Annotated in this window: 24 protein-coding genes, 2 tRNA genes and 2 pseudogenes; 17 read left to right on the top strand and 11 right to left on the bottom strand. The window is 62.3% G+C overall.

Features of this window, described 5'->3' with window-relative positions; genetic code table 11:
• Positions 1-51: 51 nt before the first annotated feature.
• The gene (locus tag B4383_RS04140; protein ID WP_078288868.1) at positions 52-1,002 is read left to right on the top strand and encodes a diiron oxygenase; all 951 of its coding nucleotides are present in this window, start codon (positions 52-54) and stop codon (positions 1,000-1,002) included.
• A gap of 37 nt (positions 1,003-1,039) precedes the next feature.
• Here B4383_RS04140 and B4383_RS04145 read toward each other — a convergent pair whose 3' ends face one another.
• On the bottom strand, positions 1,040-2,578 hold the full coding sequence (locus B4383_RS04145) for a helicase HerA-like domain-containing protein (protein ID WP_078288870.1): 1,539 nt from the start codon (positions 2,576-2,578) through the stop codon (positions 1,040-1,042).
• A 120-nt stretch (positions 2,579-2,698) separates the two neighbouring features.
• Here B4383_RS04145 and orn point away from each other — a divergent pair, with 120 nt between their 5' ends.
• Both orn and B4383_RS04155 read left to right on the top strand, forming a co-directional pair.
• A complete protein-coding gene (orn, locus tag B4383_RS04150; protein ID WP_078288872.1) occupies positions 2,699-3,325 on the top strand; it encodes an oligoribonuclease in 627 nt (208 codons plus the stop codon).
• Between the two features lie 47 nt (positions 3,326-3,372).
• Positions 3,373-3,448: transfer RNA gene (locus tag B4383_RS04155), tRNA-His, on the top strand.
• 25 nt (positions 3,449-3,473) lie between these two features.
• On the opposite strand, the gene B4383_RS04160 is transcribed toward B4383_RS04155, so the two are convergent.
• Together B4383_RS04160 and B4383_RS26145 are read right to left on the bottom strand one after the other, a co-directional pair.
• Positions 3,474-3,977, bottom strand: coding sequence for a hypothetical protein (locus B4383_RS04160; RefSeq protein ID WP_078288878.1), 504 nt, complete (start codon positions 3,975-3,977; stop codon positions 3,474-3,476).
• Between the two features lie 655 nt (positions 3,978-4,632).
• The gene (locus tag B4383_RS26145) at positions 4,633-4,986 is read right to left on the bottom strand and encodes a hypothetical protein (RefSeq protein ID WP_139360523.1); all 354 of its coding nucleotides are present in this window, start codon (positions 4,984-4,986) and stop codon (positions 4,633-4,635) included.
• A 458-nt stretch (positions 4,987-5,444) separates the two neighbouring features.
• Here B4383_RS26145 and B4383_RS04165 point away from each other — a divergent pair, with 458 nt between their 5' ends.
• Together B4383_RS04165 and B4383_RS04170 are read left to right on the top strand one after the other, a co-directional pair.
• Positions 5,445-5,930, top strand: coding sequence for a DUF4190 domain-containing protein (locus tag B4383_RS04165; protein ID WP_139360524.1), 486 nt, complete (start codon positions 5,445-5,447; stop codon positions 5,928-5,930).
• 33 nt (positions 5,931-5,963) lie between these two features.
• On the top strand, positions 5,964-6,566 hold the full coding sequence (locus tag B4383_RS04170; RefSeq protein WP_139360525.1) for a hypothetical protein: 603 nt from the start codon (positions 5,964-5,966) through the stop codon (positions 6,564-6,566).
• Between the two features lie 16 nt (positions 6,567-6,582).
• Here B4383_RS04170 and B4383_RS26970 read toward each other — a convergent pair.
• Positions 6,583-6,744, bottom strand: a pseudogene (locus B4383_RS26970) (hypothetical protein); the annotation flags it as partial.
• 280 nt (positions 6,745-7,024) lie between these two features.
• Here B4383_RS26970 and B4383_RS26885 point away from each other — a divergent pair.
• The 5 genes and pseudogenes from B4383_RS26885 to B4383_RS04205 all read left to right on the top strand — a co-directional run bounded on the left by B4383_RS26885 (position 7,025) and on the right by B4383_RS04205 (position 10,874).
• On the top strand, positions 7,025-7,228 hold the full coding sequence (locus B4383_RS26885) for a hypothetical protein (RefSeq protein WP_139363102.1): 204 nt from the start codon (positions 7,025-7,027) through the stop codon (positions 7,226-7,228).
• 105 nt (positions 7,229-7,333) lie between these two features.
• On the top strand, positions 7,334-7,558 hold the full coding sequence (locus tag B4383_RS04180; RefSeq protein WP_078288896.1) for a hypothetical protein: 225 nt from the start codon (positions 7,334-7,336) through the stop codon (positions 7,556-7,558).
• Between the two features lie 123 nt (positions 7,559-7,681).
• Positions 7,682-8,095, top strand: a complete 414-nt coding sequence (locus tag B4383_RS04185) for a DUF302 domain-containing protein (RefSeq protein ID WP_078288899.1) — start codon at positions 7,682-7,684, stop codon at positions 8,093-8,095.
• Positions 8,096-8,298: 203 nt separating this feature from the next.
• A pseudogene (locus B4383_RS26150) lies at positions 8,299-9,217 on the top strand (IS3 family transposase); the annotation flags it as partial.
• Between the two features lie 769 nt (positions 9,218-9,986).
• Positions 9,987-10,874, top strand: coding sequence for a DivIVA domain-containing protein (locus B4383_RS04205; RefSeq protein WP_078288905.1), 888 nt, complete (start codon positions 9,987-9,989; stop codon positions 10,872-10,874).
• A 67-nt stretch (positions 10,875-10,941) separates the two neighbouring features.
• Here B4383_RS04205 and B4383_RS04210 read toward each other — a convergent pair whose 3' ends face one another.
• Positions 10,942-12,162: an Ig-like domain-containing protein gene (locus tag B4383_RS04210; protein WP_078288908.1), complete on the bottom strand. Its 1,221-nt coding sequence runs from the start codon at positions 12,160-12,162 to the stop codon at positions 10,942-10,944.
• Positions 12,163-12,320: 158 nt separating this feature from the next.
• On the opposite strand from B4383_RS04210, the gene B4383_RS04215 reads away from it, so the two are divergent.
• Together B4383_RS04215 and B4383_RS04220 are read left to right on the top strand one after the other, a co-directional pair.
• Positions 12,321-12,396: transfer RNA gene (locus tag B4383_RS04215), tRNA-Lys, on the top strand.
• Between the two features lie 121 nt (positions 12,397-12,517).
• Positions 12,518-13,333, top strand: a complete 816-nt coding sequence (locus B4383_RS04220) for an aldo/keto reductase (protein ID WP_078288911.1) — start codon at positions 12,518-12,520, stop codon at positions 13,331-13,333.
• A 6-nt stretch (positions 13,334-13,339) separates the two neighbouring features.
• Here the strand turns inward: B4383_RS04220 and B4383_RS04225 are convergent, their stop codons facing one another.
• Together B4383_RS04225 and B4383_RS04230 are read right to left on the bottom strand one after the other, a co-directional pair.
• On the bottom strand, positions 13,340-14,788 hold the full coding sequence (locus B4383_RS04225; RefSeq protein ID WP_078288914.1) for an NAD(P)/FAD-dependent oxidoreductase: 1,449 nt from the start codon (positions 14,786-14,788) through the stop codon (positions 13,340-13,342).
• Positions 14,785-15,642, bottom strand: a complete 858-nt coding sequence (locus B4383_RS04230) for an SDR family oxidoreductase (RefSeq protein ID WP_078288917.1) — start codon at positions 15,640-15,642, stop codon at positions 14,785-14,787. Before B4383_RS04230 ends, B4383_RS04225 begins: the two co-directional genes overlap by 4 nt.
• A gap of 83 nt (positions 15,643-15,725) precedes the next feature.
• Between B4383_RS04230 and B4383_RS04235 the strand changes: the two genes are divergently transcribed.
• The 3 genes from B4383_RS04235 to B4383_RS04245 are packed head-to-tail and all read left to right on the top strand — an operon-like array spanning position 15,726 to position 18,178.
• Positions 15,726-16,352, top strand: coding sequence for a TetR/AcrR family transcriptional regulator (locus tag B4383_RS04235; RefSeq protein WP_078288920.1), 627 nt, complete (start codon positions 15,726-15,728; stop codon positions 16,350-16,352).
• Between the two features lie 60 nt (positions 16,353-16,412).
• Complete coding sequence (locus B4383_RS04240; protein WP_078288923.1) at positions 16,413-17,702, top strand: CBS domain-containing protein; 1,290 nt, start codon at positions 16,413-16,415, stop codon at positions 17,700-17,702.
• Positions 17,699-18,178 (top strand): DUF1003 domain-containing protein, encoded by a 480-nt coding sequence (locus tag B4383_RS04245; protein WP_078288925.1) that lies wholly within the window; start codon positions 17,699-17,701, stop codon positions 18,176-18,178. Before B4383_RS04240 ends, B4383_RS04245 begins: the two co-directional genes overlap by 4 nt.
• Before the next feature lie 11 nt (positions 18,179-18,189).
• On the opposite strand, the gene B4383_RS04250 is transcribed toward B4383_RS04245, so the two are convergent.
• Both B4383_RS04250 and B4383_RS04255 read right to left on the bottom strand, forming a co-directional pair.
• Positions 18,190-18,846 (bottom strand): response regulator transcription factor, encoded by a 657-nt coding sequence (locus tag B4383_RS04250; RefSeq protein WP_078288928.1) that lies wholly within the window; start codon positions 18,844-18,846, stop codon positions 18,190-18,192.
• Complete coding sequence (locus B4383_RS04255; RefSeq protein WP_078288932.1) at positions 18,839-20,053, bottom strand: histidine kinase; 1,215 nt, start codon at positions 20,051-20,053, stop codon at positions 18,839-18,841. The genes B4383_RS04250 and B4383_RS04255 overlap by 8 nt, the downstream gene beginning before the upstream one ends.
• A 134-nt stretch (positions 20,054-20,187) precedes the next feature.
• On the opposite strand from B4383_RS04255, the gene B4383_RS04260 reads away from it, so the two are divergent.
• The gene (locus tag B4383_RS04260) at positions 20,188-23,091 is read left to right on the top strand and encodes an RND family transporter (protein ID WP_078288934.1); all 2,904 of its coding nucleotides are present in this window, start codon (positions 20,188-20,190) and stop codon (positions 23,089-23,091) included.
• On the opposite strand, the gene B4383_RS04265 is transcribed toward B4383_RS04260, so the two are convergent.
• Together B4383_RS04265 and B4383_RS04270 are read right to left on the bottom strand one after the other, a co-directional pair.
• A complete protein-coding gene (locus B4383_RS04265; protein WP_078288937.1) occupies positions 23,088-23,471 on the bottom strand; it encodes a hypothetical protein in 384 nt (127 codons plus the stop codon). The genes B4383_RS04260 and B4383_RS04265 overlap by 4 nt on opposite strands.
• 101 nt (positions 23,472-23,572) lie before the next feature.
• Positions 23,573-24,199 (bottom strand): helix-turn-helix domain-containing protein, encoded by a 627-nt coding sequence (locus B4383_RS04270; protein ID WP_078289074.1) that lies wholly within the window; start codon positions 24,197-24,199, stop codon positions 23,573-23,575.
• A gap of 53 nt (positions 24,200-24,252) precedes the next feature.
• Here B4383_RS04270 and B4383_RS04275 point away from each other — a divergent pair, with 53 nt between their 5' ends.
• Positions 24,253-25,083 carry a class I SAM-dependent methyltransferase gene (locus tag B4383_RS04275; RefSeq protein ID WP_078288940.1) on the top strand — a complete coding sequence of 277 codons (831 nt, stop codon included), beginning with the start codon at positions 24,253-24,255 and terminating at the stop codon, positions 25,081-25,083.
• Positions 25,084-25,162 lie beyond the last annotated feature (79 nt).

A 25,162-nucleotide genomic window follows, 5' to 3' on the forward strand; every position in this document is an offset into this window, starting at 1 on the left:
CTTTTCAGTACCATCTAAGAAGTTGGCGGACCGAACAGCGAGAGGCACGTCATGTCACAAACGCCCATCGTCGAAGACGACTCACCCATCGAGCGCACGGCAGTACGGCTCCTGCGTTCATCGGTCGAGCGCTCCTATAACCCGGAGGTGGACGTCGATTGGGACGCGCCCGACGTTCCGGGCCTGCGCTATGTGCCCGACAAATACATCTCGCTGTACGGCACAAAGATCTTCGACCGGATGACCGAGGACGAGAAGATTCGGCTCGGGCGCCTGGAGGCGTCAGCCCTGGCCAGCTGGGGCATTCTTGCCGAGAGCGCCCTGATGCACCCCATGCTCAAGCTGGCCTCAGTCAGTGATCCCCGCAGCGCCACAGCGCAATACGCGCTAACCGAGGTCGCCGACGAGTGCCGCCACTCGGTGATGTTCGGCCGCCAGATCAACACACTGAGTGATCGCAGCTATGACCCGCCGATGATTGCCCGGGCCTTGGTGGGCATCACCGCCCTCGCCCCGCTGTCCGCGACGATCTTCTCGATGATGCTCATGGTCGAGGAAATACTGGACCGGCTACAGCGTCAGACCATGAACGACGAGACACTCCAGCCCCGCACCCGGGCGATCGCCAAAATCCACGTCGTGGAGGAGGCCCGACACATCAGCTACGCGCGCGTGGCGCTGAATCGTGCCGTCGCACGCACCGGCCGCGCCCGTATGGCCGTGGAGCGCTTGATCGTTGCCGCCGGTGCGGCAGTGGTGCCACTGGTCATGGTGCAACCGGCCGTGTATCGCGACGCCGGACTTCCGCCCATGCGCACCGCGTGGACGGCACTACGCAATCCGCACTATCACGCGAATCTGCGGTTCTTCGGCGAGCGCCTGGTCCGCGTCATGGATGAGGCCAACATGATCGAAGGGCGACTGGTGGAGCACCTCTGGCGGCGCTCCCGCATGCTGCCCAAAGATTTTGTCCCACAATCGAAACGAATCGAAGCAGACTAACTGTCAGTGACGGCGCCGGCCGGTGCCGGCGGCGCGGCTACTTGCCCTTTGATCTCATATTGCGGATGAGCTCCCTGCCCAGCGCGTTGAGGAAGCTCTGAAAACTCCGGTTACTGAGCAGACGCTGCCACCAGCGCGGCTTTTCGGGCGCGGGCTTGGCACCCTTCTTCGCCGGAGCCTGGTCAGCAGGAATCTGGTCGGCCGGGGCCTGCTGCGCCGCTCTCTCTTGCAGGATCTCGTAGGCGGATCGTGAATCGACCGTCTGCCCGTACTTGGATTGCAACGGGCTCGCCGCAGCCGCGGCCTTGATCGCGTCGTCGCCTATGGCCCCCATCAGCGAGCGCGGAGCGCGCAGCCGGGTCCACGCGACCGGGGTGGGCGCACCCACCTCGGACAGCACGGTCACGATCGCCTCACCGATACCGAGCGAGGTCAGGGCCTTCTCGAGGTCGTACACACCGGTCTTGGGGTAGGTGCGCACCGTCTTGGTGAGCGCCTTCTGATCGTCGGGGGTGAACGCGCGCAACGCGTGCTGGATTCGCGCACCCAGCTGCGAGAGCACGTCGTTGGGGATATCGGTGGGCAACTGGGTGCAGAAGAAGACACCGACACCCTTGGAACGGATGAGCTTGACCGTCTGCTCCACCTGCTCCAAGAACGCCTTGGATGCGTCGGTGAACAGCAGGTGCGCCTCATCGAAAATGAAGACGAGCTTGGGCTTGTCGACATCACCGACCTCAGGCAGGACGGTGAACAGGTCGGCCAGGATCCACATCAGGAACGTGGAGAACAACGCCGGGCGCGCAGCCTGGGTGCCCAGCTCCAGCAGCGTGATGATGCCCCGGCCGTCTGCGGTGCGCATCAGGTCGGCCGGCTCGATCTCGGGTTCCCCGAAGAACGTATCGCCGCCGTCGGCCTCCAGATTCACCAAGGCGCGCAGGATGACACCGGCGGTCGCGGCGGACACCCCACCGATCGACTTCAGATCCGCCTTGCCCTCATCACTGGCCAAGTAGGTGATGACCGAACGCAGATCCTTCAGATCCAGCAGCGGCAGCCCCTGCTGATCAGCCCAGTGGAAGATCAGGCCCAGCGTTGATTCCTGGGTAGCGTTGAGCCCCAACACCTTCGACAGCAGGATGGGGCCGAAGCTGTGAATGGTGGCACGGATCGGAACTCCCATACCCGTCGTCCCGAGCGACATGAATTCCGCCGGGAACCCCGAGGGCGCCCAGTCGTCGCCGGTATCCTTGGCGCGGGCGGCGGTCTTGTCGTTCGCCTCGCCGGGCTTGGAGATGCCCGAGAGGTCGCCCTTGACATCAGCCATGACTACGGGAACTCCGGCGGCGCTGAGCTGCTCGGCGATCACCTGCAGCGTCTTCGTCTTACCCGTGCCGGTGGCACCGGCGATCAGCCCGTGACGGTTCAGGGTCGCCAACGGAATGCGGATCCGCGCGGCAGGGTCGACGGTACCGTCGACGATGACAGACCCCAGTTCAAGTGCTTGACCCGCGGTGGCATATCCAGCGGCGATCTGCTGTGCGGGGGTGGTTCCCGCGGTGGTCGGCTCGGCCATGGCAACGACCCTATCGGCTCATCGCCGAGATGACATCTGTGCACACGAAACACGAAACACCCCGTTCGTGGATGTCCTCTCGGCGTCACCGGTAGCTCCGACCGCTACTGTGGTCAGACTGTGAGTGCTCCACGCGAAGAACTGGTCTGGATCGACTGCGAGATGACGGGGCTCGACCTCGGCTCGGACAAACTGATTGAGATCGCCGCCCTTGTCACCGACGGCGATCTCAATATCCTCGGCGAGGGCATCGACCTCGTCATTCACGCCGATGACGCGGCCCTGGCCGCGATGCCTCCGGTGGTCAAGGACATGCATGCCAAGTCCGGGCTCACCAATGAGGTCCGCAAGTCGACGGTCACCCTGGAAGAGGCCGAGGCGCTGGTGCTCGACTACATCCGCCAGCACGTGTCCTCGGCCAAGGTCGCTCCCCTGGCCGGGAACTCCATTGCCACCGACCGCGGATTCATCGCACGGGATATGCCGCAGCTCGACGACTTCCTGCACTACCGGATGATCGACGTCAGCTCCATCAAGGAGCTCTGCCGCCGCTGGTACCCGCGGATCTACTTCGGCCAGCCCGACAAGGGATTGGCCCACCGGGCCCTCGCCGACATCAAGGAGTCGATCCGCGAGCTGCGCTACTACCGGCGCGCGGCGTTCGTTCCAGACCCCGGGCCCTCTACCAGTGACCTTGTCGCGATCGTGGCGAACCTGGATAACGCTCCGGATACCGATTCGGCCTAAGACGCCCTCACCGGTTAAGATCGTTCACGCCGCTTCGCGCGGCAATGGTGGCTGTAGTTCAGTTGGTAGAGCACCAGGTTGTGATCCTGGCTGTCGCGGGTTCGAGTCCCGTCAGCCACCCCACCAAGAACCATCGCCCCACCCGCTATTACGCGGGTGGGGCGATGTTGTTCACGGGGTCCATGCAATAGCGGTGCGATATGGGGGTTCGTGAACGGCGTGGCTGATCGACTTCTGGCACTGGTGGACGACCGCTCGCGTCGTCGCTGCCGCTGCCGCCGGAGTCGGAGTCGGAGTCGGAGTCGGAGGGGACCATGGCGCTGGTAACCGGCTCGACGGCAATCCGGACCCTGCGGCACAACCGCAACGCCACGCAGCGGTCAACACGGCCGATGATGACTGCGACGCTGCGGCCATCGGGAGAAAACAGCGCTGCGTTGACGGTGACCGCAGCGTGATCCCGTTCGTTCGCCACCGGTACTCGAAACCGGTCGGAGTGTGGACGCCGGGATACACAGCGCGGAACGAGTTCTACGTGCTCAGCGATGAGCGCGATGAAGCCGGACTTCACCACCAACGTGGAGGTCCGGTCGAACTGCTCGGCGACCTGATGCCTGATCTCTTCCTCGAAGTCGTCCGAGAACGATGCCATCTGGCACAGCCATAGCGGTGCCTGCCATGCAACCGCTGATGCAACGAGTCATGCAATACCGTCGTTGCATCGGGGCGGTACGTCGGTGTACCCAGATGCCCACAGGATCCCATTCATGGTGGAACTAATAGGGCTCCGAACGTCAGGTTCAACCCAACCGACCAAGGGCGGCACTGCGCAGGCTCGCGGAGGACGGGAAGGACCGGCTGTACAAAGTCGGCGTGACAGCTCCTGACCTCTGCGCATACCGCCGCGCACAGTCGGGACAGCATTAATGACCACAGGCGACGGAATATGTCGAGAGGAGTCGAACTCCCCAACTAGCGTTGGGCCGCGACCCTATATATTTCCCACACGCCTGCTTGCAACTGTCAAAGTTGTTCCTCGCGGTAGCCAAACATTTCTTTGTTGTCTCGACATCAGTTTGAGGATAGTTACATAATTGCACTTCTTGGCGGTTCTTATCAGCACAGACTTGGAGGCAACCATTCTTCGAGACGGAGTCACCTCCGCTGCATGCCATGCCTGAAAAACCTAGGAGTGCGATCGCCACGACCGCCACGAATTGCTTCATGTTCACATTCCTTTCGATTCGGCTATCTGCCATGACAGATATCGCGCTCGCAAGATTTGTATCGCAATTGCCGCAGGCCGGTCACTGATACTCATATGTGGCACGTACGCTGACAGACCAACCTTTGTTCTGATCTTTTTGTATGAATGAGCCGACTAAGACATGCGTTTCATTTGCATTCGCCGGAATGTTTCTTGATACTAGACCGCCGATAACATTATCACGCACCTCTACCTCACCCTTGACGTAGATGGGTACACTAATGGAGCTGTCGACGTAAAAGTCGGCACCGTAATCATAGCCTTCCGAATCTGTTCGACTTTGGTGATATAGCCTAATACTCTCCGCCGCACTCGCTTCAGGAGAACTGAAGCCGCCTAAGGCGAGCAGAATAAGCAAAGAGAAGTGCGTTGCCTTGAGCGCGATTTTCTTCATGCCGCCAACTCCTTGCCGCTGAGATTCCCGGTGGCATCAAGCTAAAGACTGAATGCTCACGTACACGAGTGCCGAAAGTCCCCTTAAGTAGCAGCGAACGGCCTTTCGTCACCGTGTAGGCAGCCAGAATCTTTTCGTGTTTGCATATCGATAAAGGTCGTTCAATATTGCTGGGCGCACTGACCAACTAGCGTCGATATCCGGACATTTTTTAAGAAGCATTTAGTTCTGCATCGAATCTGTGCATAGAGGGGCCGAAAGACCCTTGTACTGATCATCTGGGCAGCGAAGGCTGGTCGAAGATTGAAGTATGTGATGACGCGGAAGGCGATCCCGGGCTGCCCAAATCGGAACGACCGGCTTTTAACGCCGAGACAAACGGCGACGATCGACCGCCGTCCGCGTGACGACATCCAGCAAACCGGATATCTGGACTTTACCTATATGGAGAACGTATCATGACCGAATCATCGGACAAGCCAGGAGCCTTCCCCAGACGGCTGGAAGAACCGCCGCATTACCCGGGCGCCACTCCGCAGGAAATTTCTTTAAAGAACGGCTTGGGCGTGGCGTCGCTGATAATTGCGGCGACCGCATTGGCGTCAGCCTTATCAGTGTTCGTGTCGACGACGGTCTGGTGGGTTTCCGGCGGCGAGATCCTACGTATCGTTGCGCGCTGTTCGGTTTTCGGCGGCGTAATCCTCGGCATCGTCGCGGTGGTGATCGGGTTTGCCGCGAGCGGCCGCGTCAAACGCGGCGAAGCTAATAACGGCCGATTTGCGATTATGGGGATCGTGCTGGGGTGTGTTGCGATCTTCCTCCTCCTGGCATTCATTGCGTGGGAGACCGTAGGCACTGCGTCTTTCGATCATGTACGACTCACTAGATCCGCTTTGCCGACGACCACCGCTGCCGTGGCCATACAGGGCACATCGCCTAGATAACAATCGCGCTACGTCAAAGGTAGGGAGTCGGACATGTGGTTCTTCAGCTGGCCTAACCTAGTGCGCGTATGGGGAGTCATCACCGTCGCAGCCCTTGGCGTATCCCTCATGCCGTTGGCGGCGCAGGCAGACGTGTTTGGTCGATTGTTTTATGAAATCGTCGTGACCACACCCGGCACGAAGAGCCAGGGCTGGCACGGCGTGCTCTACGATGGAATTGGCAAGCCGATCGAGTCTGTGCCCGGACAAGCGGTGACCATGCCCGTGGGCCAATTCGTCAGCGAGATTGGTGAATTCGTCAACGTAGCCTGCAACGCGCCCTGGGACGCTTGCGGCATGATCCGCACCGACATGGCTGAATCGATGAAGACCCATCAAGCGAACGTCATCATGGATTCAAATCCTTGGCTCTATCGCGTATATGTGGAAGCCGAAGGCACCGAAAATGAGCTGTGGACGGGCATCCTGTTACATGGCGGGATAGGTATCGCGCCAGCCATCAAACCGATCGACACACCGATGGGCCAGTTCCACTCCGGCAACACGGCAGCCACGAGTTGGCCGCGCGAGGGTTGGTTTCCGGTGAGCTGGCGCGCATACGCTGCCGATGTCGCTGCCGCACCGCCCCGTGGCTGACCACAACGCTCGCGGATCAGACCTCGGAGCAGCCGCGAGCTTCCTGATCCCAAGGGCCTGACAGATACGTTTCCAGAGTCTCGCCAGCTATCCATAGGCTGGATGGCTCCAGTGGTTTAAGTGCCGTGGTGGCGTCAATGTGGATCATCGTGTCGGGTGGATCCGCCGCACGGGTATGTCGGATCAAGCTGTCACCTATTCGTACAGCAAACCAATTTCAACGACATGCCCCGCATCCACAGTGGCATATCGAGGTTTGGAGCCGTCCTCTTTCCGCTCAAGATCATCTTCTACCGCTAAGCCCCGGGCGGTGACTTTCGGCTCTGTATCGGCGGATTGGCTGTAGAGATAATTATCCCGGCGCCTCAGCCGTGAGGAGTCTATCTGCCATCGAAGATATGGATAGTAATGCCATGGTTCGCAGTAGGATTCAGTCGAAGGAACTGAACGTAGGCCTCATGACTCAGGAATTTCTGAAGTCGGAATATATCGACCACACATACGCAGGTTGGCCAATCGACCAACGTCTCGAAGGTTTCCTCCGCCATCGCAATATTGCCAAGACATCTTACGATGGCGACGTCCATAACGTGATTTTAGATTGCATCATGGCACATATTGGTAAGCAGTCTCACGGATCATTTGGTGGCGACGGATACTGAAACTGTTTGTCACACAATAGAAGTCTGGCGGGGATTGCGTTCGTATCAATACAGGACATAGCCATACGCCCGTGAACGCGAGCGATAACTAGGAAGGTCACTCATATGAAAGAAGTTGATCTGGCGCAGATGCGTCATGAAGCATTGGATCGGGTGAGACACTGCGAGAAGTTTGAGCAGCGCACCGTGTACGACAATCTGGACCCGGCGCACCGCGACTACCTCGCCTGGTGCCAGCGACTCGCCCAGGTGGAGGCTCTCGTCACAATCAGCGGGGAGCTCGCGCAGATACGTGAGCACATGGAAAAAATAGGCCTCAACCAAGACTGATAGTCGATCGCCCGGACAAGTCAGGCGCTGATATCACCGAACGGACCCCGGACCCATCGCATCTGGTACTACCCTGCAAACGACTCAACCTTTCGCTTCCACATCCACCACCGGGGAGTCATCATGTCAATCGCGCTGTCAACCGTTCTGCGCACATCTTTTGCCGATGCCGTCGCTCGAACCCGGGATGCCTTGGCGCAACAGGGCTTCGGAGTGCTTACTGAGATTGATATGAAAGCCACACTCAAGGCGAAGTTGAACGAAGACATGGAGGACTACCTCATTCTCGGCGCCTGCAGCCCACCCCTGGCCCACCGCGCGGTAAACGCGGACCGTCAGATCGGCTTACTGTTGCCGTGCAACGTCATCGTGCGGTCCGACCCGGATGACGATATGTCCGTCATCGTCGAGGCTATGAACCCGCAGATACTGGCCGAGGTTACCGGCGAACGCGCTTTACGAGATATCGCGGACGAAGTTACGAAGAAAATGCAGGCCGCCATCGATTCACTGCACATCACAGCACCACCTCACTGACCTGATTCGGTACGTGGGCATCTGCCGAACGTACGCAAAGCTCCGGTATGAAATCCGGCTCCTCACTGTCACAGCGAATTAGGGCGTCACATGAGAGCCGGTGACTTTCGGGGCTGTTGAAGGTCTGATTGACTCTTTGACCTGCCCTGCGGATCGGTTACCCCGGCTGGTGTGAGGATCGGGCCTTTTCTGAAAGGCTTTCGATCACGCCCAAGCCGTATCCGAAGGAGTTTCGAAATGATGTGGTGCGGAGTGCGCGCCAGGGTGATGCGCCGCTGACCCGGATCGCCGCTGATTTCGGCGTGAGCGAGGCGATGGTGCATAACTGGCTTCGACGTGCCGATATCGAGGACGGGGCCCGTTCCGGTGCCACAGTGGCCGAGTCCGCTGAACTGCGGGAGTTGCGCAAACGCAATCGGCCGCTGGAGCAGGAGAACGAAGTGCTGCGGCGGGCGCCCGAATCAGGGTGCCGGTCGCGGTGACCTGCCGGGTGCTGGGCTTTTCGAAACAAGCGTACTACCAGTGGCGCAACATACCTGTGTCGCAGCGTGATTGGGAGGATGCCCACATGGTGAACGCCGCCCGCGATGTGCATGCCGATGATCCTGGGTTCGGATATCGGTTCATCGCCGATGAGCTGGCCGAGCAAGGATTCACCGCAGGTTCACCAGGATTTCACCGCGCAACATCCAAATCAGTTGTGGCTCAGTGACATCACCGAACACGCCACAACGGAAGCAAAACTGTATCTCTGCGCGGTCAAAGACGTATTCTCCAACCGGATCGTGGGCTACTCTATCGACTCCCGGATGATCGCGACAGGCCGTCTCGGCCCTACGCATGGCCATCGCACGCCGCAATCCCGTTGACACAGTGGTTTATTCCGATAGAGGAAGCCAATTCCGATCCAGAAAATACGTCGGGGCATTGGCCCCTGATGGACTGATCGGGTCGATGGGCCGAGTCGGCGCCTGCGGCGACAACGCAGCCATGGAATCGTTCTTCTCCCTGCTGCAACGCAACGTCCTTGACACCCGCCGCTGGCATAGCCGCGAACAGCTGCGCATCGCGATCGTCACCTACCACCGCCGCCGCCGGCAACGCACCCTCGGTAAGCCGACACTCGGCTTTACCAAGCCCTCGCGTGGGTCGGTATCGCCGTCGGCACCCTGTTTATCGTCGCTACAGTCTTCGTGTCCGGCCCTATTCGCTGGATGGTCCACCGGTAGTTACGACGGGTGGCACCGCATTCATGCTGATCACTCGTGGCTGGATGGCTCCAATGGGGGACCCGCCCGACGATGGGGTCCCGGCGGCATGATGAAGCTCGGGCAGCCTCCCACCCCACCGATGCCGCGTCCTTAAGTCAAGGCGTTGTCGAGGCGAGCACCGCGGTTGTGTTTGTCGGCTCAAGCCACGTATCAACTCTGCAGCGCATGCAATGGGTGGTAATTGTCTGCGGCTTCCCTGCCGTATGCACCAGCACGGCCCGCGAGCCGACGGCTCATACCATCGCTACCTGGGATCGAGCGATCAAGATCGGTTTCAGGAAACGCCCTCTGTAGGCAATACGTTTCACGACACGATCTGCCGCAAACCAACAGGCACGAAAAGCATATATCGACAGTGACTGTTGTCAACTTCATGTAGCAAACTATATTTGCGAAGCGACGCGGCGGCGAGGAATCCACGTCGCGCATGCTGGCATCGATCACACATGAACGAGCCGATCAATATTGACGCCATGACCAGGCATGTCGAAGGTTGCCAATCTGGTTACGTCACGATCCAGTCTTTACCAACATTGGTATACGGGAACTGGTAACGCGTGTCATACTCTTCGCGGGCTAACGTCCACCCATTACTTCCATGCCTGCTTCAAGGGGTACCAGTGACCGTGACAACCGCTAACGAGTCCACTCGAAATTTCACTCGCACTCGTAACGGGTACGACCCGATCGAGGTCAACGAGTACATCAGTCGACTGACGATCATGCATCAGTCCGGACTGAACGACGTGGAGACTCTCAAGGCTCGCCTCGAGGAAACCACCAAGCAGGTCTCCTCCCTCAAGGACGAGGTGTCGAACCTCAACGACACCTCCCCCTCGGCGCACGCGATGACCGACCGGATGGCCAAGATGCTCCGCATCGCCGTCGACGAGGTCTCCGAGATGCAGAGCGAGGCACGCACCGAGTCGGCCGCGCTGGTCGCCGCCGCCAAGTCCGATGCCGAAGCCATGCGCACTAAGCACAAGGAAATGCTCGCCGACATGGCAGCGCGGCAGAGCGCGCTGGAGACCGAGTACACCGAGGTCATGGCGCGGGCGCGCGAGGAAGCCAATCAGATTGTCGCCCAAGCGGTCAGCGAGTCCGAGCGGCTACGCTCGGCGGAGGCAAAGCGGCGCGAAAAGGCCGAGACGGAACTGGACGAAGAGCTGACCAAGCTGCGTACCGAGACCCAGTCGACCGTCGATGAGCAGCGGCGCGGCACGCAGGCCGAGTGCGAGAAGCGCCTTACCGATGCCAGGGACGAGGCAGATCGCCGCCTGCGCCTGGCCGACGAGCAGATCGAGCGCCGCCTGGACCAGGCCCGCCGCTCGGTGGAAGAGGTTGGCCAGCAGCGCATCTCGATCCTAGAGCAGCTCATGAGCGTGCACGGCAAGCTCGAGAGCATCCCGTCGATCCTGGAGTCCGCCTACCGCGACCGCGACAACTCCAAGTCGATCATCATGGTGCCGTCCAAGCGCGTGCTCGACCAGAAGGTCATCGAAGGCTAATTATTACCCGAACTACGAGGAGGCCCCCGTCACGCTGATGCGTACGGGGGCCTCCTCGTAGTTCGGGCTACTGCTGCCGGGTGTTTCCGGCCTTCCACTGCGACCACGGGATGTTCCAGTCACCCAGGCCCTCGGTACCGGGTAGCACCGGGCCGACGGTGTTGGAAACGATCACAATGTCGCCACGTTTGGTGTTCTCGTAGAACCATTTTGCGTTCGTGGTGCTGACATTCAGGCAGCCATGGCTGGTATTAGTGCGCCCCTGCGCGCCGACCGACCACGGTGCAGCGTGCACGTAGATCCCGCTGTAGGACATCTGGGTGGCGTACTGCACCTTGGTGCGGTATCCGTCGGGCGAATTGACCGCGACGCCGTAGGTCGAGGAATCCATGATCAGATCCTTGAACCGCTCGCCGATGATGTAGGTGCCGTTGTTGGTGGGCGCCTTGTCCTTACCCATCGAGGTCGGCATGGTCTTGATGATCTCACCGTTGCGCTCGACGTTGACGACCTTGTTGTTGTCATCGACGCGGCTGATGATCGCGTCGCCGATGGCGAAACGGGACGTCACGTTGTCCTGTCCGAAGACGCCGTTGCCCAGGTCCACCCCGTAGGTGTTGACCTTCACGTCAACAGACGTTCCGGGCTCCCAGAACGCCTCTGGGCGCCAACGCACTTCGCGGTTGTTCAGCCAATAGAACGCACCCTCGACCGGCGGGTTCGTGGTGATCTTGATCGCCTTCTCAGCCGCGGCCCGATTCGGAATGCTCTCGTCGAACCTGATGGCGACCGTCTGACCGATGCCGACTACCTCACCGTCGCCCGGCATGACGTACGGCATCGTCATATTGTCCGGCGAATGGGTGCGGAATGTCGCATTGGCGCGAGCCTGCCCGCCGAGGCCACGGGCATCGGCGCTCAGGGTGTACTGGTTGTCATAGCCGAGCGGCTCGGTGGTCGACCAACTCACACCGTCGGGACCGACCTCGCCGGTGATCTCTTTGCCATCGGAGTTGACCATGGTGACGGTTCCGAGCACGCCCTCGCCCGCGGTCACAGTCACGGGCGCATCGACCGGGACGCCGACGGCGCCATCCTTCACTGACATCGCCAACTTGGGCACCAGCAGATCGGCGTAAGGCGTTGCCTTGTCAATGACTTTCGGCGGTTCCTGGGACGCGGTACTCGAGCATCCGGCCAGCACAGCCATTGCCACGAGCGGGAGAACGAGCACGGACGCCCACCGCCGACGCGCGCCAACCAACAGGCGTGGACGACCCTGGGTCATGCTTTGCTCCCTTTGAATCTCGTGCATGCGAATTCAGCCATGATTGTACGGGCTCGTGAAGGTCGACGACCACCTCAATCAACGCGACCGGGCTATCGCGGGGATGACAATTTTCGTTACGGGCTCCGGGGCTGCTAAGGTCTTCCACGCACGTTCACGCGCCGTTAGCTCAGTTGGTAGAGCAGCTGACTCTTAATCAGCGGGTCCGGGGTTCGAGCCCCTGACGGCGCACCACCAGAGACGCCTCGTTCCCACATTTGGGAGCGAGGCGTTTCATTTATCTCCAGGTCCCCGGGAATACCAGGCGCCGGCTCGTGTTGGGTTGACCGTGACGGTTCCCCAGGTAGTCCCCAATGTGACGCTCAATTCCGGTACCACGATTCCCCAGCTCGGCTACGGGGTATGGCAGGTGCCCGACGATGAGGCACGCGCGGCCGTGTCGACAGCGCTGCAGGTCGGATATCGCAGCATCGACACCGCGAAGGTGTACGAGAACGAGGAAGGCACCGGCGCCGCCGTCGCGGAGTCCGGGGTTCCTCGTGGCGAAATCTTCCTGACCACGAAGCTGTGGAACGCCGATCAAGGCTACGACAATGCCCTGCGCGCCTTTGACGCCTCTCTGGAGCGCCTGGGCACCGATTACGTGGACCTGTACCTCATCCACTGGCCGGTTCCCGAGCTCGACGAATACGTGGCGAGCTTCAAGGCCCTGCAGCGCATTCAGGCCGACGGCCGTGCCAAGGCCATCGGGGTCAGCAATTTCACCGTCGAGAATCTCCAGCGGCTGATCGACGAGACCGGAGAAGTGCCAGCTCTCAACCAGATCGAGCTGCATCCCCGGTTCACCCAGCCTGAGCTACGTGCCTTCCACGCCGAGTACGGCATTGCCACCGAGGCGTGGTCACCTCTCGGTCAGGGCACCGTCCTGGATGACCCGACGATCGGCGCCATCGCCGAGACCCATGGGGTGAGCGCCGCCCAGGTGATCCTGCGGTGGCATCTTCAGCTGGGCAACGTCGTCATCCCCAAATCGGTGACGCCGGCGCGCATCGCGGCCAACTTCGATGTGTTCGGATTCGAGCTCAGCACCGACGAGGTCGAGCGCATCACCGGGCTCGACGCCGCCGATGGTCGCATCGGCCCGGATCCCGCGACGTTCAATCTGCACTAACGCGCATCACTGCACGATGTAGTGGCTCTCCTCGGGCGATCCGAGCATGCGCTCCATGGTCTTTCGATCAAAGGGCCACAGGTCCACGGAGCCGTCTTCGGTGAGATACCAAGAGTTGCAGCCGGTGGCCCACACCGTGGGTTTCATCGCCTCGCGCGCTTGGTCGTTGAACTCATCGGTGGCCTCACGGCTCACTTCCACCGTGGTGATCTCGCCACGGGCGAAGCGATGTAGCCAGCTGATGATGTATTCGGCGGTGCGCTCGGCCGTGTGCTGAAGCCAGATCGATCCGGTCGGCGAGTTGGGGCCCAGCACGGTGAAGAAGTTCGGGAAACCGGGGATGGCGGTCATCCGGTAGGCCTTGGGCCCCTTCTCCCAGGCCTCGTTAATCGAATATCCGTCCTTACCAACCAGATTCATGGGCCGCATGTAGTTGTGCGCGTGAAATCCGGTGGCCAGCACAATCACATCGAAATCGCGCTCGACGCCGTCCACCGTCACGATTCCGGTGGGTGTGATTCTGTCGATGCGGTCGGTGACGATCTCGACATTCGGCTTCTGGACGGCACGGTGGAATGACCCCGACAAGACCTGCCGTTTACACAGTGGCTCATAGTCCGGAGTGAGCTTGCGACGCAGCTCCTTGTCGCGAATCAGGTGCAGACACGCCCGCGCGTACTGCTGCACCAAACGCCGCCCCCAGCTGGGCCGGGTCACAATATTCACCAGCGCATCGGTGCCCGTCAATGCGCTGAATCGCACGATGCGTTCGGTGGGCAGGGCCTCCAACACCTTGGCGACGAACTTTGGCTGGCGCATCGCCATCGGCGCCCACAGCACCCATTGCGGGGTCCGGATGAATGACGTCACCTGATCGACAACGGGTTGCATTGCCGAAACTACCTGCACCCCAGTAGAGCCCGTGCCAATTGCGGCGACGCGCTTTCCTTCCAGCACCACCGAATCGTCCCAGCGCGCGGTGTGCACCACCTTGCCCTGGAAGCCGTCGAGGCCAGGAATGTCGGGAATGTTCGGATGGTGCAGCACGCCGGTAGCGGCGATCAGGAAATCGCACTCCAGCGTCTCCCCCGCCGCGGTGGTAACCCGCCAGCCCGCCCCGGTGAACTCCGCCGCCGTGACCTCCTGTCCGCACCGAATATGTGACATCACGCCGAGGTCCTCGGCGACCTGGCGGTGATATGCCTGAATCTCTCCTCCGGTGGCGAAGAGCCGCGGCCAGTCCGTCCGTGGCGCGAACGGGTACTGGTAGGCCTGCGAGGGCACGTCGCAGGTCAGTCCCGGATAGCGGTTCCAGTACCAGACACCGCCGACGTCATCACCCTTCTCCAGAATGGTGAAATCCTCGAAGCCGGCCTCTTTAAGCTTGTGCCCCACCGCGATTCCGGCCATGCCGGCGCCGACGACGACCACCTTGGGCTGGCGCCGGTCGCTCACTTCTGGTGCTCCTGGCTCTGACGCTCGATGCGTTCGATGTAGGCACCACGCGCGTTCAGATCCAGCGACGTCAATGCCCGGCGGTCATCGATGAGTCGGCGGCCGACTCGCTCAACCGGTTCCGGCACAAACAGATCCACCAGTCCCCACACGAACGCGAGCCAGCCCGGCACAGAGATCTGCGCGCGACGGGTGTCGACGCTGCGCACGATCGCGGCGGCCACGTCCTCCGGGTCGACGGTCGGCATGCCCTTGCCCAGCGGCGCGCCCGAGGCCAGCTCGGTCCGGACCGCGCTCGGCAATACGGAGCTGATGCTGACGCCACTGTCGCCGTACTCCTTGCGTAGCGCCACTGACAGTCCCACCGCACCGAACTTGGACGCGTTGTAGGAGACCATGCCGGGGACGGCGAGCTTGCCGGCCATTGAGGCCACGTTGACGATGTGTCCGCGTCCGCGCGCCACCATCTCCGGCAACGCGGCGCGCGCGCCGTTGAGCGGGCCGCGCACGTTCACATCGAGAATCAGATCGGTGGTGCGCTCGTTCTCCTCGACGAATCCGCCCAGCGGCATGACGCCCGCGTTGTTGACCAGGATGTCGACGGGGCCTGACTCGGCGCGCACCCGATCAAGAAACGAAGCCCAGGACTCGGGCTTGGTGACATCGAGAGCGCCGGCCTGCGCGCGCGGGATCGTGTTCGCGGTCTCTTTGGCAACCACATCGTCGACATCACCGATCCAGACGTCGGCACCCTTGTCAGCGAAAAGGCGCGCGGTGGCGGCGCCGATTCCCCTGGCTCCGCCGGTGATGACGACCACCGCGCCGGGCAGCTCGATCTTCGGATAACGACTCACATCAACCTCCAACGGAATGGCTTGTCAGTTTCGGAATGATATGTCATTCTCGATAAGTGTCAAGGTCGGTAGGATCGCCGCTTATGACGTCCAGCCCGTCCACACTCAGTCGCGCCGAGCGCAAGAAGCTCGAGATGCGGCAGGAGATTCTGGACGCCGCCTTTGCGTGCTTCGCCGAGCAGGGCTACCACGCGACGGGCGTCGCTGATATCGCCGGGCGGATCGGGATAGGCCATGGGACCTTCTACCGGTATTTCAAGAGCAAGCGGGACATCATCGAGCATGTCATCGACGACGTCACCGGGCAGATCTTTCACGCGATCGGCGCGGAGAACGCGGCAGGGCTCGCCGACGATATCGAGCAGTACCGCCAACAGTCGGTGCGCATCGGCGCCGCCCTCGCCGACCTGTTCCGGGATAACCCCCAGTTGCCGCTGCTGCTGCTGGAGGCGGGCTCGGTCGACAATGAGCTCCGCGAGCGCGTCTTCGGAATGCTCGCCACAAGTGACCAACTGACCGAGGCCTACCTGCGCCACGGGGTCGAAAGAGGCTATCTCCGTGCCGATCTCGACACGGAGTACACAGCCCGAGCGGTGACCGGGATGATCCTGGCCACCGGCTTGCACGCCTCGCGGGGCGGCGAGGTGCAGGACAGCGAGCGATTCTCAGCCGCCGTCATCGCCCTCATGTACGGCGGAATCGGCTCCTAACCACCCAACTCGCGACACCGGCGGAGGGCACCGGCAGGCCGACCCCCTAACCTTGCTGTCATGGCCGCAGTGAGCAAGGTGTTCGCAGCCAGGCTCTCAGGCCTGGTGGTTCTCGGCCCGGACGGCGAGTCGATCGGCCGGGTGCGCGATGTCGTGATCGCGATTGGTGTTACCCGAAAACAGCCGCGGGTCATCGGTCTTGTCGTCGAAATGCTCACGCGCCGAAGGATCTTCGTACCCATGCTGCGGGTCACCGCCATCGAGCCCGGATCGGTGACACTGAATACCGGAAACGTCTCACTACGCCGATTCGAACAGCGTCCCAGTGAGGCGCTGGTGCTCGGACAGGTCCTGGACACCACCGTGCGCACCGACGACCCCGAGCTCGACCAGTTCCATGGTGTCGATCTGGTCGTGGTGGACCTGGGCCTCGAACAGACGCGCACCCGCGACTGGGTGGTCACCCGCGTGGCGGTGAGGAGCCCTCGGCGGCTCGGACGGCGCAGCGGTGTGCAGGTCACCGGATGGAATCACATCCACGGGTTGACGCCGTCGGCACTGAACCTGCCCGGACAGGGCGTCGCCCAGCTGATGCTCCAGTTCGAGGGCATGCGGCCGGTCGCGGTAGCCGATGCCATCCGTGAGCTACCGGCCAAGCGACGCGACGAGGTACTGGCCGCGTTCGACGACGAACGGCTGGCCGACATCCTCCAGGAGCTTCCTGAGGATGATCAGGCCGAGGTACTCACCAAGCTGGAAGATGAACGGGCCGCGGACGTCCTGGAGGCCATGGACCCCGACGACGCCGCCGACCTGCTGGGAGAACTGTCCCCCGCGGAGGCCGAATCCCTTCTGGCACTGATGGATCCGGAAGATTCTGAACCCGTACGACGGTTGCTCACCCACTCCCCCAACACCGCCGGCGGCATGATGACCCCGGAACCGGTGATCCTGAGCCCGAATACCACCGTCGCCGAAGCCCTTGCCCGCGTGCGCGATCCGGACCTGACACCGGCGCTGTCCTCGCTGATATTCGTGGTCAGGCCACCCACTGCGACCCCCACCGGCCGCTACCTCGGATGTGTGCACCTGCAGCGGCTGCTGCGCGAACCTCCCTATGCGATAGTCGGCGGCATTCTCGATACCGATCTGCCCTATCTGGATGCCGAGGCGCCATTGGCCGAGGTAACCCGCTACTTCGCCGCGTACAACCTGGTGTGCGGTCCCGTGATCGACAGGGAGAACCACTTGCTCGGCGCCGTGACGGTCGACGACGTGCTGGATCACCTGATGCCCGACGGCTGGCGCGCCGACGAACCCGAAAGCGTGTCGGGGGGTGACCGTTCATGAGCGACGCATCGGCACGACAGCGGCTCGATACCCCGCGCACCTCCCGCGGTCTGTCTCTCGGTCTCGACGTCGAGGCGGTCGGCAGGGTCAGCGAGAACATCGCCCGGTTCCTGGGCACGGGACGCTACCTGGCCATGCAGACGGTGTTCGTCATCGTGTGGATCATCCTGAATCTCTCCGCGGTCACCCTGCAATGGGATCCGTATCCGTTCATTCTGCTCAACCTCGCGTTCTCCACCCAGGCTGCCTACGCCGCGCCGCTGATCCTGCTGGCTCAGAACCGCCAGGAGAACCGCGACCGGGTGTCACTGGAAGAGGACCGGCGCCGGGCCGAACAAACCAAGGCCGACACCGAGTACCTGGCGCGGGAGCTGGCGGCGCTGCGGCTCGCGGTGGGTGAGGTCACCACCCGCGACTATCTGCGGCGCGAGCTTGAAGAGCTCCACGAGGCCATCGCGGCGCTACGCGAGAAGTAAACCCAGTAGGCCTATTTGGGCGTCGCGATGCCGTGGTCATAGGCGTACACAATGGCCGCGGCCCGGTCTCGTAGATCGAGTTTGACGAAGATGCGTCCGATGTGGCTCTTGACCGTCACCTCGGATATCACCAGCTGCTCGGCGATTTCGGAGTTGGTGGCGCCGGAAGCGATGAGCGCCAACACATCCAGTTCGCGCACGGTGAGCTTATCCTCGGCATGACCGGTGTTGGCAGCCGGTGCGCGCCGATAGGCGCTGAGCACCCGCGATGTCACCGCAGGATCCAGATATGCCTCGCCGCGGGCCACGGCGTGCACGGCGCGGACCAGCTCCTCTGCGGGCGAGTCCTTCAGGATGAACCCCGCAGCGCCCGCACGCAGCGCCCCGGAGAGAAGTTCATCGTCATCAAATGTGGTGAGCGCCAACGCGGGCGGCCCATCGGAGGCATGAAGCAAACGGATGGCCTCGATACCGCTCATCTGCTTCATGCGCAGGTCCATCACCACCACGTCGGGTCGCCCCCGCACCACCGCCGCCGCTACCTCGCTGCCGTCGGCACACTCCCCCACAATCGAGAACCCGTCCTTGCGACGCAGAATCCGGCGCAACCCCGTGCGCACCAACTCCTGATCGTCGACAAGCAGCACGCCCACCTCGGTATCAGTCATGACGCCATAACACCTTTCGCCGCGCGCGGCACGGTGTCCCATGGGATTCCAACGGGACGCTGGCCGAGACTGTCCAGCCGTCCTCCGCCCACCCAGCGCCGAACTCCCCGCCGAGCATCTCAATGCGCTGCCGCATGCCTGCGAGCCCGCCGCCTGAGCACACATCTGGACACAATCCTGCGGCCAGGTCGTTGCTCACGGTCAGACTCGCCTCCGACCCGTTGATATCAAGGAGCACCGCAGCCGATGACCTAGGCGAATGCTTGGCGATGTTGGCCAAAGATTCCTGAGCCACTCGGTACAACGCCAAACCCACTCCAGCGCTCACGGACTCACCTGAACCGTAGATGTGTGACTCCACTGTCATCCCCGCCGCCGTGAAATCGGCGACCAGATCAGGTATATCGGAGATACCGGGTTCTGGAGACTGCCGCATCGGTTCGGCTCCGGCGGGACCAGTGCTCAACAATCCCACCGTACCGCGGATATCCGACATCGCCTGACGTCCAAGATGTTCGGCATCGAGCAGTCCAGCAACGGCATCGTCGACATCGTGATCCTCCTGCAACGCCCGCCGCGCGCCGGTCAGATGAAGCATGGTCACCGACAGGGAATGCGCTATCACGTCATGGATTTCGCGCGCGATGCGGCGCCGTTCATCGGAGGCGGCCTGTTCCTGCATGCGCGCCCGCTGTGCGCGTTCCTGTAAGAGCAGACGTTGTTGCAGCTGCATGATGCGCCCTATCAACCACCCGCAGGCCACAAAGAACACCATGTAGAGCGAGAGGGTTCCAAGGTGATGCAGCTGTTCGGCGACCACAAGCAACGCCACACAGGAGGCGACCGCGGCGAGTCCGGCACGCACGGACGCAATGGCTCCCACTTCCCCGAGCGTGAACATCAGGAGGAAGGGCGCAGCATCTACGACATTGGGCGGCCAGGTGAGAAACAACCCGACCCCCGCCAGAGCGAACGCCACGGTCCAGAATGCGTTCAGCTTGCGACCAGCGATGATGAACGTCAATATCGGAGTCAGCGCAAGTAGGCCCGCCAAGGCCAACAGCCACGGACGCGCAAAACCTCGCTGTAGGACAGCACAACCCACGATGAGCAGCGTGCTGCTGTACATGACCAGCGGCACCGCCCACGGAAATTCGTACGGCACCAGAGCACGGCGCTGCAACGCAGTCTCTCGGAACCAATCCATAGTGCCAGCGTAGAGGCGGTTGCCCCGCCGCACATCATGCTCGGCGCGGATGTTCTCCTCCTACCACGGTAGGAGGAGAAGTCTCGCCCACAGCACGACGACGGCGCCACACATGCTCCGTAACTTCACTGAGCATGTGGGAAGCCATCGCAAGGTTCTGCAGCCGATACGCGATTCTCGTCATCGGGGTGTGGATACTCGCCGCAGCGGCGGGCAACCTGCTTGTGCCGCAGGTGGAAAGCACGGCACACAACCACGCCCGCGGCTTCCTGCCGCAGAGTGCCCCCGTGAATACCGCAGGCGCCGTCATGGGCAGGCAGTTCCAGGACGGCGACGGCGGGAACCTCAACTACCTGGTGTTGGAAAGCGACCACAAACTGGGGCCTGTCGAGCATCAGTATCACGATCGACTGCTGACAAAACTGCGCGCGGATACCGCCCATCTGGACTCGGCGATGGATCTGTGGGCCGACCCCATGACGGCCGAGGGCGCACTCAGTGCGGACGGCCAAGCCGCGTACACGATGCTGCGCGTGACCGGCGAGCTCGGCGGCGCACAGGCCAACGCTTCCCTGGACGCCGTCCGGCAGCTCGTTGCCGACGAGCCCGCGCCCGTCGGCACGCACACATGGGTCACCGGGCCCGGCGCCACCATCGCCGATGAGCTCACCTCCATCGATACGCAAATGCTCATGATCACCGGCGTCACCGTGGTGCTCATCGCCCTGCTGCTATTCGCCGTGTACCGATCGGCGATCACTGCGGCGATCCCCTTGATCACCGTGGGCATGGGTCTGGGCGTGGCGCGTTCCATCGTCGCCTTCCTGGGCGAACGCAATCTCATTGAGGTTTCCATCTTCTCGGTCGCATTGCTCGCCGCCTTAGTGCTCGGCGCAGCGACCGATTACGGCATCTTCCTCATCGGGCGTTATCACGAACAGCGCCGTTCGGGGCTGGAGCACGAGCATTCGCTCGCTGTTGCCAACCGCAGCGTGGCTCCGGTCATCGCGGCGTCCGGGCTGACCATCGCCGCCGCCCTCTCCTGCCTCATGTTCGCCCAGGTCGGAATGTTGCGCAGCGCCGGATTGCCTTGTGCCATAGGCATCTTCACCGGCATGGCGGCCTCCCTGACCCTGCTTCCCGCGCTCATCGGGCTGGCCGGTCGCCGTGGGTTGGCCCAGCCGCGGCCGCTACGCGGGCAGCCGGGACGCCGGTGGCGCCGAGTCGGCACCATGGTCGCCCGCTGGCCGGGTCCGGTGCTGGTCGGCTCTGCGCTCGTGCTCATCGTGTGCGCCCTTCCCGTCGCGGGCCTGCGCCTTGGCTTCGATGAGCTTGCCTCGCAGCCACTTTCCACGCACGCGAATCGCGGCTATCAGGCCATGGACAGGCATTTCCCGCCGAACCGGTTGCTGCCAGAGATCGTCTCGATCGAAGCCGATCATGATCTGCGCAACCCGGCCGGAGTCATCGGTATCGAGCGAGTGACCAAGAAGCTCATGGAGATTCCCGGCGTTCGGATGGTCCAATCGGCCTCCCGCCCGGCGGGTGCCATCCCCGAACAGGCCGCACTGACCGAACAAGCAGGAATTATCGCCGATCAGCTGGACGACGGCACCGCGCAAATGAGCCAGCGTTTAGGAGCCGTCGACCAGCTCTCGGCAACGCTGAGCCAGTTCTCGAAGGCGATCGCGCAGCTGCAGAAGGGTCTGGCAGGCGGCGTGAGCGGACTCGGCGAGCTCAATAGCGGCGTCGGCGACATGCATTCGGGGATGAAAGCGCTGCAGGACAATGTGTCTCAGGTATCGGAGTACATGGATCCGCTGCGCAACTACACCAACGGCAATCCCAACTGTGCCAATGACGGCATCTGTTCCCTAGTACTCAAGGCCGTTGAGCCGATGGACTCCGTGGTGGCGGCCACCGCCTCGCTGACCTCCAGCACCGCCAAGTTCGGCACCGGCGCCCAGGGAATGGAGAAATCATTCTCTGGCGCCGTGGATTCGGTGAAGAACATGCGGGCGACGGTGGCGCAGCTGAGCGCGATCACCGATCAACTAACCAGAGCGGTCGGCGAGACACGCACCATGTTCTCCGGTCTCACCGAGTACCTGCGCGCGATGCGCGAGGATTTTCGCAGCAGCGGCGAGGGCGGCTTCTACCTACCGCAGCGCGCGTGGCAGGACCCGCGCTTCCAGCGGGCTGCCGGGCTGTACTTCGCCCCCGACGGCCGCTCGACCCGCATGCTGGTGTTCGGAGACGGCAAAGTGTTCGGCGCCGACGGCGCACATCGATCTCCGCAGATCACCCTCGCGGTCAGCGAGGCCACCAAGGAGGGCACCCTAGCGGGGAGCACGGCGAATATCGCCGGGTTCGGTACCGGCACTGCCGAATTGCGCGGATACGTCAGCGACGACTTCCTGCTACTGGCGGCCGTTGCGCTCGCGCTGGTGTTCCTCATCGTGTTGGTCATGCTGCGCAGTCCGGTGGCGGCGGCGGTGGTCATCGGTACCGTCGTCGTCTCGTACGCGTCCGCACTCGGGATCACCACCCTGATCTGGCATGACCTGCTGGGGCGCGATCTGCACTGGTCGGTCCCATCGATAGCCCTCATCGCACTGGTCGCGGTGGGCGCTGACTACAACCTGTTGTTCACCATGCGCATGCGTGAGGAGATATTCCTGGATGGCGCCGGCCTGCGCACCGGGATGATCCGCGCCTTCGGCGGCACGGGCGGCGTGGTCACCACAGCCGGAATCGTCTTCGGTATCACCATGTTCGCCATGCTCTCCAGCGATGTGCTGAGCATCGAGCAGGTGGGCACCGCCATTGGCGTCGGGCTGATCATCGACACGCTCATCGTCAGAACGTTCGTCGTGCCTGCGGTGGCGGGGCTACTCGGCACGTGGTTCTGGTGGTCGCCGGTGCCGCTGCTGCACGGACTGTTGTTCCGGTGGTCAAAGGCGCGCTCGCCCCGCACCGCCGGCGTGCTCTCGTACTTGGTGACGCGGCCGTCGCGGTTGGAGAGAACGGGAGCCTAGGCGTCCGGGGCCTCGTCCCTGTCGATAAGGCGTCGCGGAAACGCCAGAATCCCGGCCACCGACAGCAGCCACGCCAAGAGGCGCACCACGCCGATTCCGATAGTGGGCACCATTGTCTGCTCGATGACCCTGGTTGACCACGCGTCGAGCACGAACGCAATCACCAGGCCGAGCGCAACCGCAATGGAGATACGGTCGAACTTCTCGCGCACCGGCCAGTAATGCAAGAACGTCGCTGCGGTACCGACGAGAAGCACGACGGCAAGCCGCACACGGTCGATGCCAAAAAACACCGCGAAGGCGAATCCGACGACGTACAGCAGCATCGCCGTGGCTTTCACCGCAGTTGCGCCCACCCGCAGACCAGCGACAATAATCATCGAAGTACCGCCCGCTCGCGGAAACCTGGCACGCGCTTAGAGTAACCAGGTGAAGGCATACTTGCCATGCTATGCAGCGAATATTGCTCAATAAAGTATAGCTACCTCATCCTGCGCGCGAGATCCTCCCGCGCCGATTGTGCCTGCTCCGGGGTCAACAGGGGGTTGGCGTACACGTCGACAAGGGTGGCCGCCATCTTCAGGTCACCCTCGGGCGAATTGACGTCGATGCCGAGCCCCCGCGAAACATGTTGCTGGAGCAGCGGCACGGCCAAGGCCATCGCGGTGATAACCGTGGCCCGGGACCTGACGTCGACATCTGCCGGGAACACGCGGTAGTGGTCGGCACTTGCCAGCCAGCCCTCGGTCATCGCGACCATCTCGTCGAACACCTGCCCCGCGGAACCGTCGACAAGCGCCCTGCTGATGTAGTCCTGATATTGGCCGATCGGAATGCGGGCCGAAACATAGTGCACGTCACCGCGTTCCACGTTTGTTTGAACCTGCTCGTTGATGTCCCGCATCGTTTTGACGAGGTACTCATCGCATGCGTCCCGCAGCTCCTGCTTGGACCCGAAGTGGTGGCGCAACAGCCCAGAGGACACTCCGGCCCGAGCGGCAATGCCCCGGATGGTCGCACCGTCGTATCCCTTCTCACCGAACTCATGCAATGCCGCGTCACGAATCCGGGCGCGGGCGGTGAGGTCGTCAGGATCCGGGGTCGTCATCGCCATAGGCTACACGACTGGACAATTGACTACACATTTGTATAGTCGAACGCATGGGCATTGACACCAGCGGCATCACCCCGGAGGAAGAGACCGCCTTTCTCACCCTGAAGGCACGGGCCGTCAACGACGGCTGGCAGCGGCCGATCATGTCGGATCCAGGCGCGACGGCCGCCGTCGACATGATCGACTACGACTTCGACGCACTGGGGGTGCCCTCCCCAGTGGCATGCCAATCTGCTTTACGCGCAAAGCTTCTCGACGATCGCGTGCGAAAGTTCATCACCAAGCACCCCAACGCGGTGGTCGTCGATCTCGGTGCTGGTCTCGACGACGGGTATCGACGCGTCCAGCCGCCGGCCACCGTCGATTGGTACAGCGTCGACCTACCCGGGATGGCCAGGCTGCGCGATGAAGTCATGCCTCCGGGCACCGGTGAGCACACCATCGGGGTGTCCATTACCGACCCGGCGTGGATTGCCGGAATACCGTCGGATCGTCCGGCGATGGTGGTCGCCGACGGGTTCTTCGCATTCCTGACCAAGGAACAGATCATCGCCACCATGCGCGCCGTCACCGATCACTTCCCCGCCGGGCAGCTGGCATTCAATGACTACGGCCGCATGGTGATAGGCGTGTGGATTTCAAAACTGTTCCCGCAGAAGATGTTCAAGAAGGTCAACCAGTTGCGCGGATTCGAGGGTTACGACGATCCACGCACCCCAGAGCGCTGGAATCCGAGGTTGCGGTTCGTCGAAGAGTTCAGTCTGGTGGACGCCCCCGAGGTCGAACTATTTCCGACCTGGCTGCGGATATCGTCGCGGCTGGCACGGTACAGCGCGTCGATGAGACGGTCCGCGCGCATCCTGCGGTTCGAGTTCTAGGCCTGCGCGCCTTCGGAATTCAGCATGAGGGCACGCCGCGCTTCGACAAGGGGAATTCACGTAGTAGATCTGCACGGCG

Origin of the sequence: Mycobacterium sp. D16R24, assembly GCF_002013385.1 — a bacterium.
In the GTDB taxonomy this organism is placed as follows: Bacteria; Actinomycetota; Actinomycetes; order Mycobacteriales; family Mycobacteriaceae; genus Mycobacterium.

Excerpts from the sequence above, each read along its gene's own strand:
- B4383_RS04140 (WP_078288868.1), top strand. The coding sequence starts at position 52 with ATGTCACAAACGCCCATCGTCGAAGACGACTCACCCATCGAGCGCACG.
- B4383_RS04145 (WP_078288870.1), bottom strand. The coding sequence starts at position 2,578 with ATGGCCGAGCCGACCACCGCGGGAACCACCCCCGCACAGCAGATCGCC.
- B4383_RS04160 (WP_078288878.1), bottom strand. The coding sequence starts at position 3,977 with ATGGCATCGTTCTCGGACGACTTCGAGGAAGAGATCAGGCATCAGGTC.
- B4383_RS26145 (WP_139360523.1), bottom strand. The coding sequence starts at position 4,986 with ATGAAGAAAATCGCGCTCAAGGCAACGCACTTCTCTTTGCTTATTCTG.
- B4383_RS04165 (WP_139360524.1), top strand. The coding sequence starts at position 5,445 with ATGACCGAATCATCGGACAAGCCAGGAGCCTTCCCCAGACGGCTGGAA.
- B4383_RS04170 (WP_139360525.1), top strand. The coding sequence starts at position 5,964 with ATGTGGTTCTTCAGCTGGCCTAACCTAGTGCGCGTATGGGGAGTCATC.
- B4383_RS26885 (WP_139363102.1), top strand. The coding sequence starts at position 7,025 with ATGACTCAGGAATTTCTGAAGTCGGAATATATCGACCACACATACGCA.
- B4383_RS04180 (WP_078288896.1), top strand. The coding sequence starts at position 7,334 with ATGAAAGAAGTTGATCTGGCGCAGATGCGTCATGAAGCATTGGATCGG.
- B4383_RS04185 (WP_078288899.1), top strand. The coding sequence starts at position 7,682 with ATGTCAATCGCGCTGTCAACCGTTCTGCGCACATCTTTTGCCGATGCC.
- B4383_RS04210 (WP_078288908.1), bottom strand. The coding sequence starts at position 12,162 with ATGACCCAGGGTCGTCCACGCCTGTTGGTTGGCGCGCGTCGGCGGTGG.
- B4383_RS04235 (WP_078288920.1), top strand. The coding sequence starts at position 15,726 with ATGACGTCCAGCCCGTCCACACTCAGTCGCGCCGAGCGCAAGAAGCTC.
- B4383_RS04240 (WP_078288923.1), top strand. The coding sequence starts at position 16,413 with ATGGCCGCAGTGAGCAAGGTGTTCGCAGCCAGGCTCTCAGGCCTGGTG.
- B4383_RS04245 (WP_078288925.1), top strand. The coding sequence starts at position 17,699 with ATGAGCGACGCATCGGCACGACAGCGGCTCGATACCCCGCGCACCTCC.
- B4383_RS04250 (WP_078288928.1), bottom strand. The coding sequence starts at position 18,846 with ATGACTGATACCGAGGTGGGCGTGCTGCTTGTCGACGATCAGGAGTTG.
- B4383_RS04255 (WP_078288932.1), bottom strand. The coding sequence starts at position 20,053 with ATGGATTGGTTCCGAGAGACTGCGTTGCAGCGCCGTGCTCTGGTGCCG.
- B4383_RS04260 (WP_078288934.1), top strand. The coding sequence starts at position 20,188 with ATGTGGGAAGCCATCGCAAGGTTCTGCAGCCGATACGCGATTCTCGTC.
- B4383_RS04265 (WP_078288937.1), bottom strand. The coding sequence starts at position 23,471 with ATGATTATTGTCGCTGGTCTGCGGGTGGGCGCAACTGCGGTGAAAGCC.
- B4383_RS04270 (WP_078289074.1), bottom strand. The coding sequence starts at position 24,199 with ATGACGACCCCGGATCCTGACGACCTCACCGCCCGCGCCCGGATTCGT.
- B4383_RS04275 (WP_078288940.1), top strand. The coding sequence starts at position 24,253 with ATGGGCATTGACACCAGCGGCATCACCCCGGAGGAAGAGACCGCCTTT.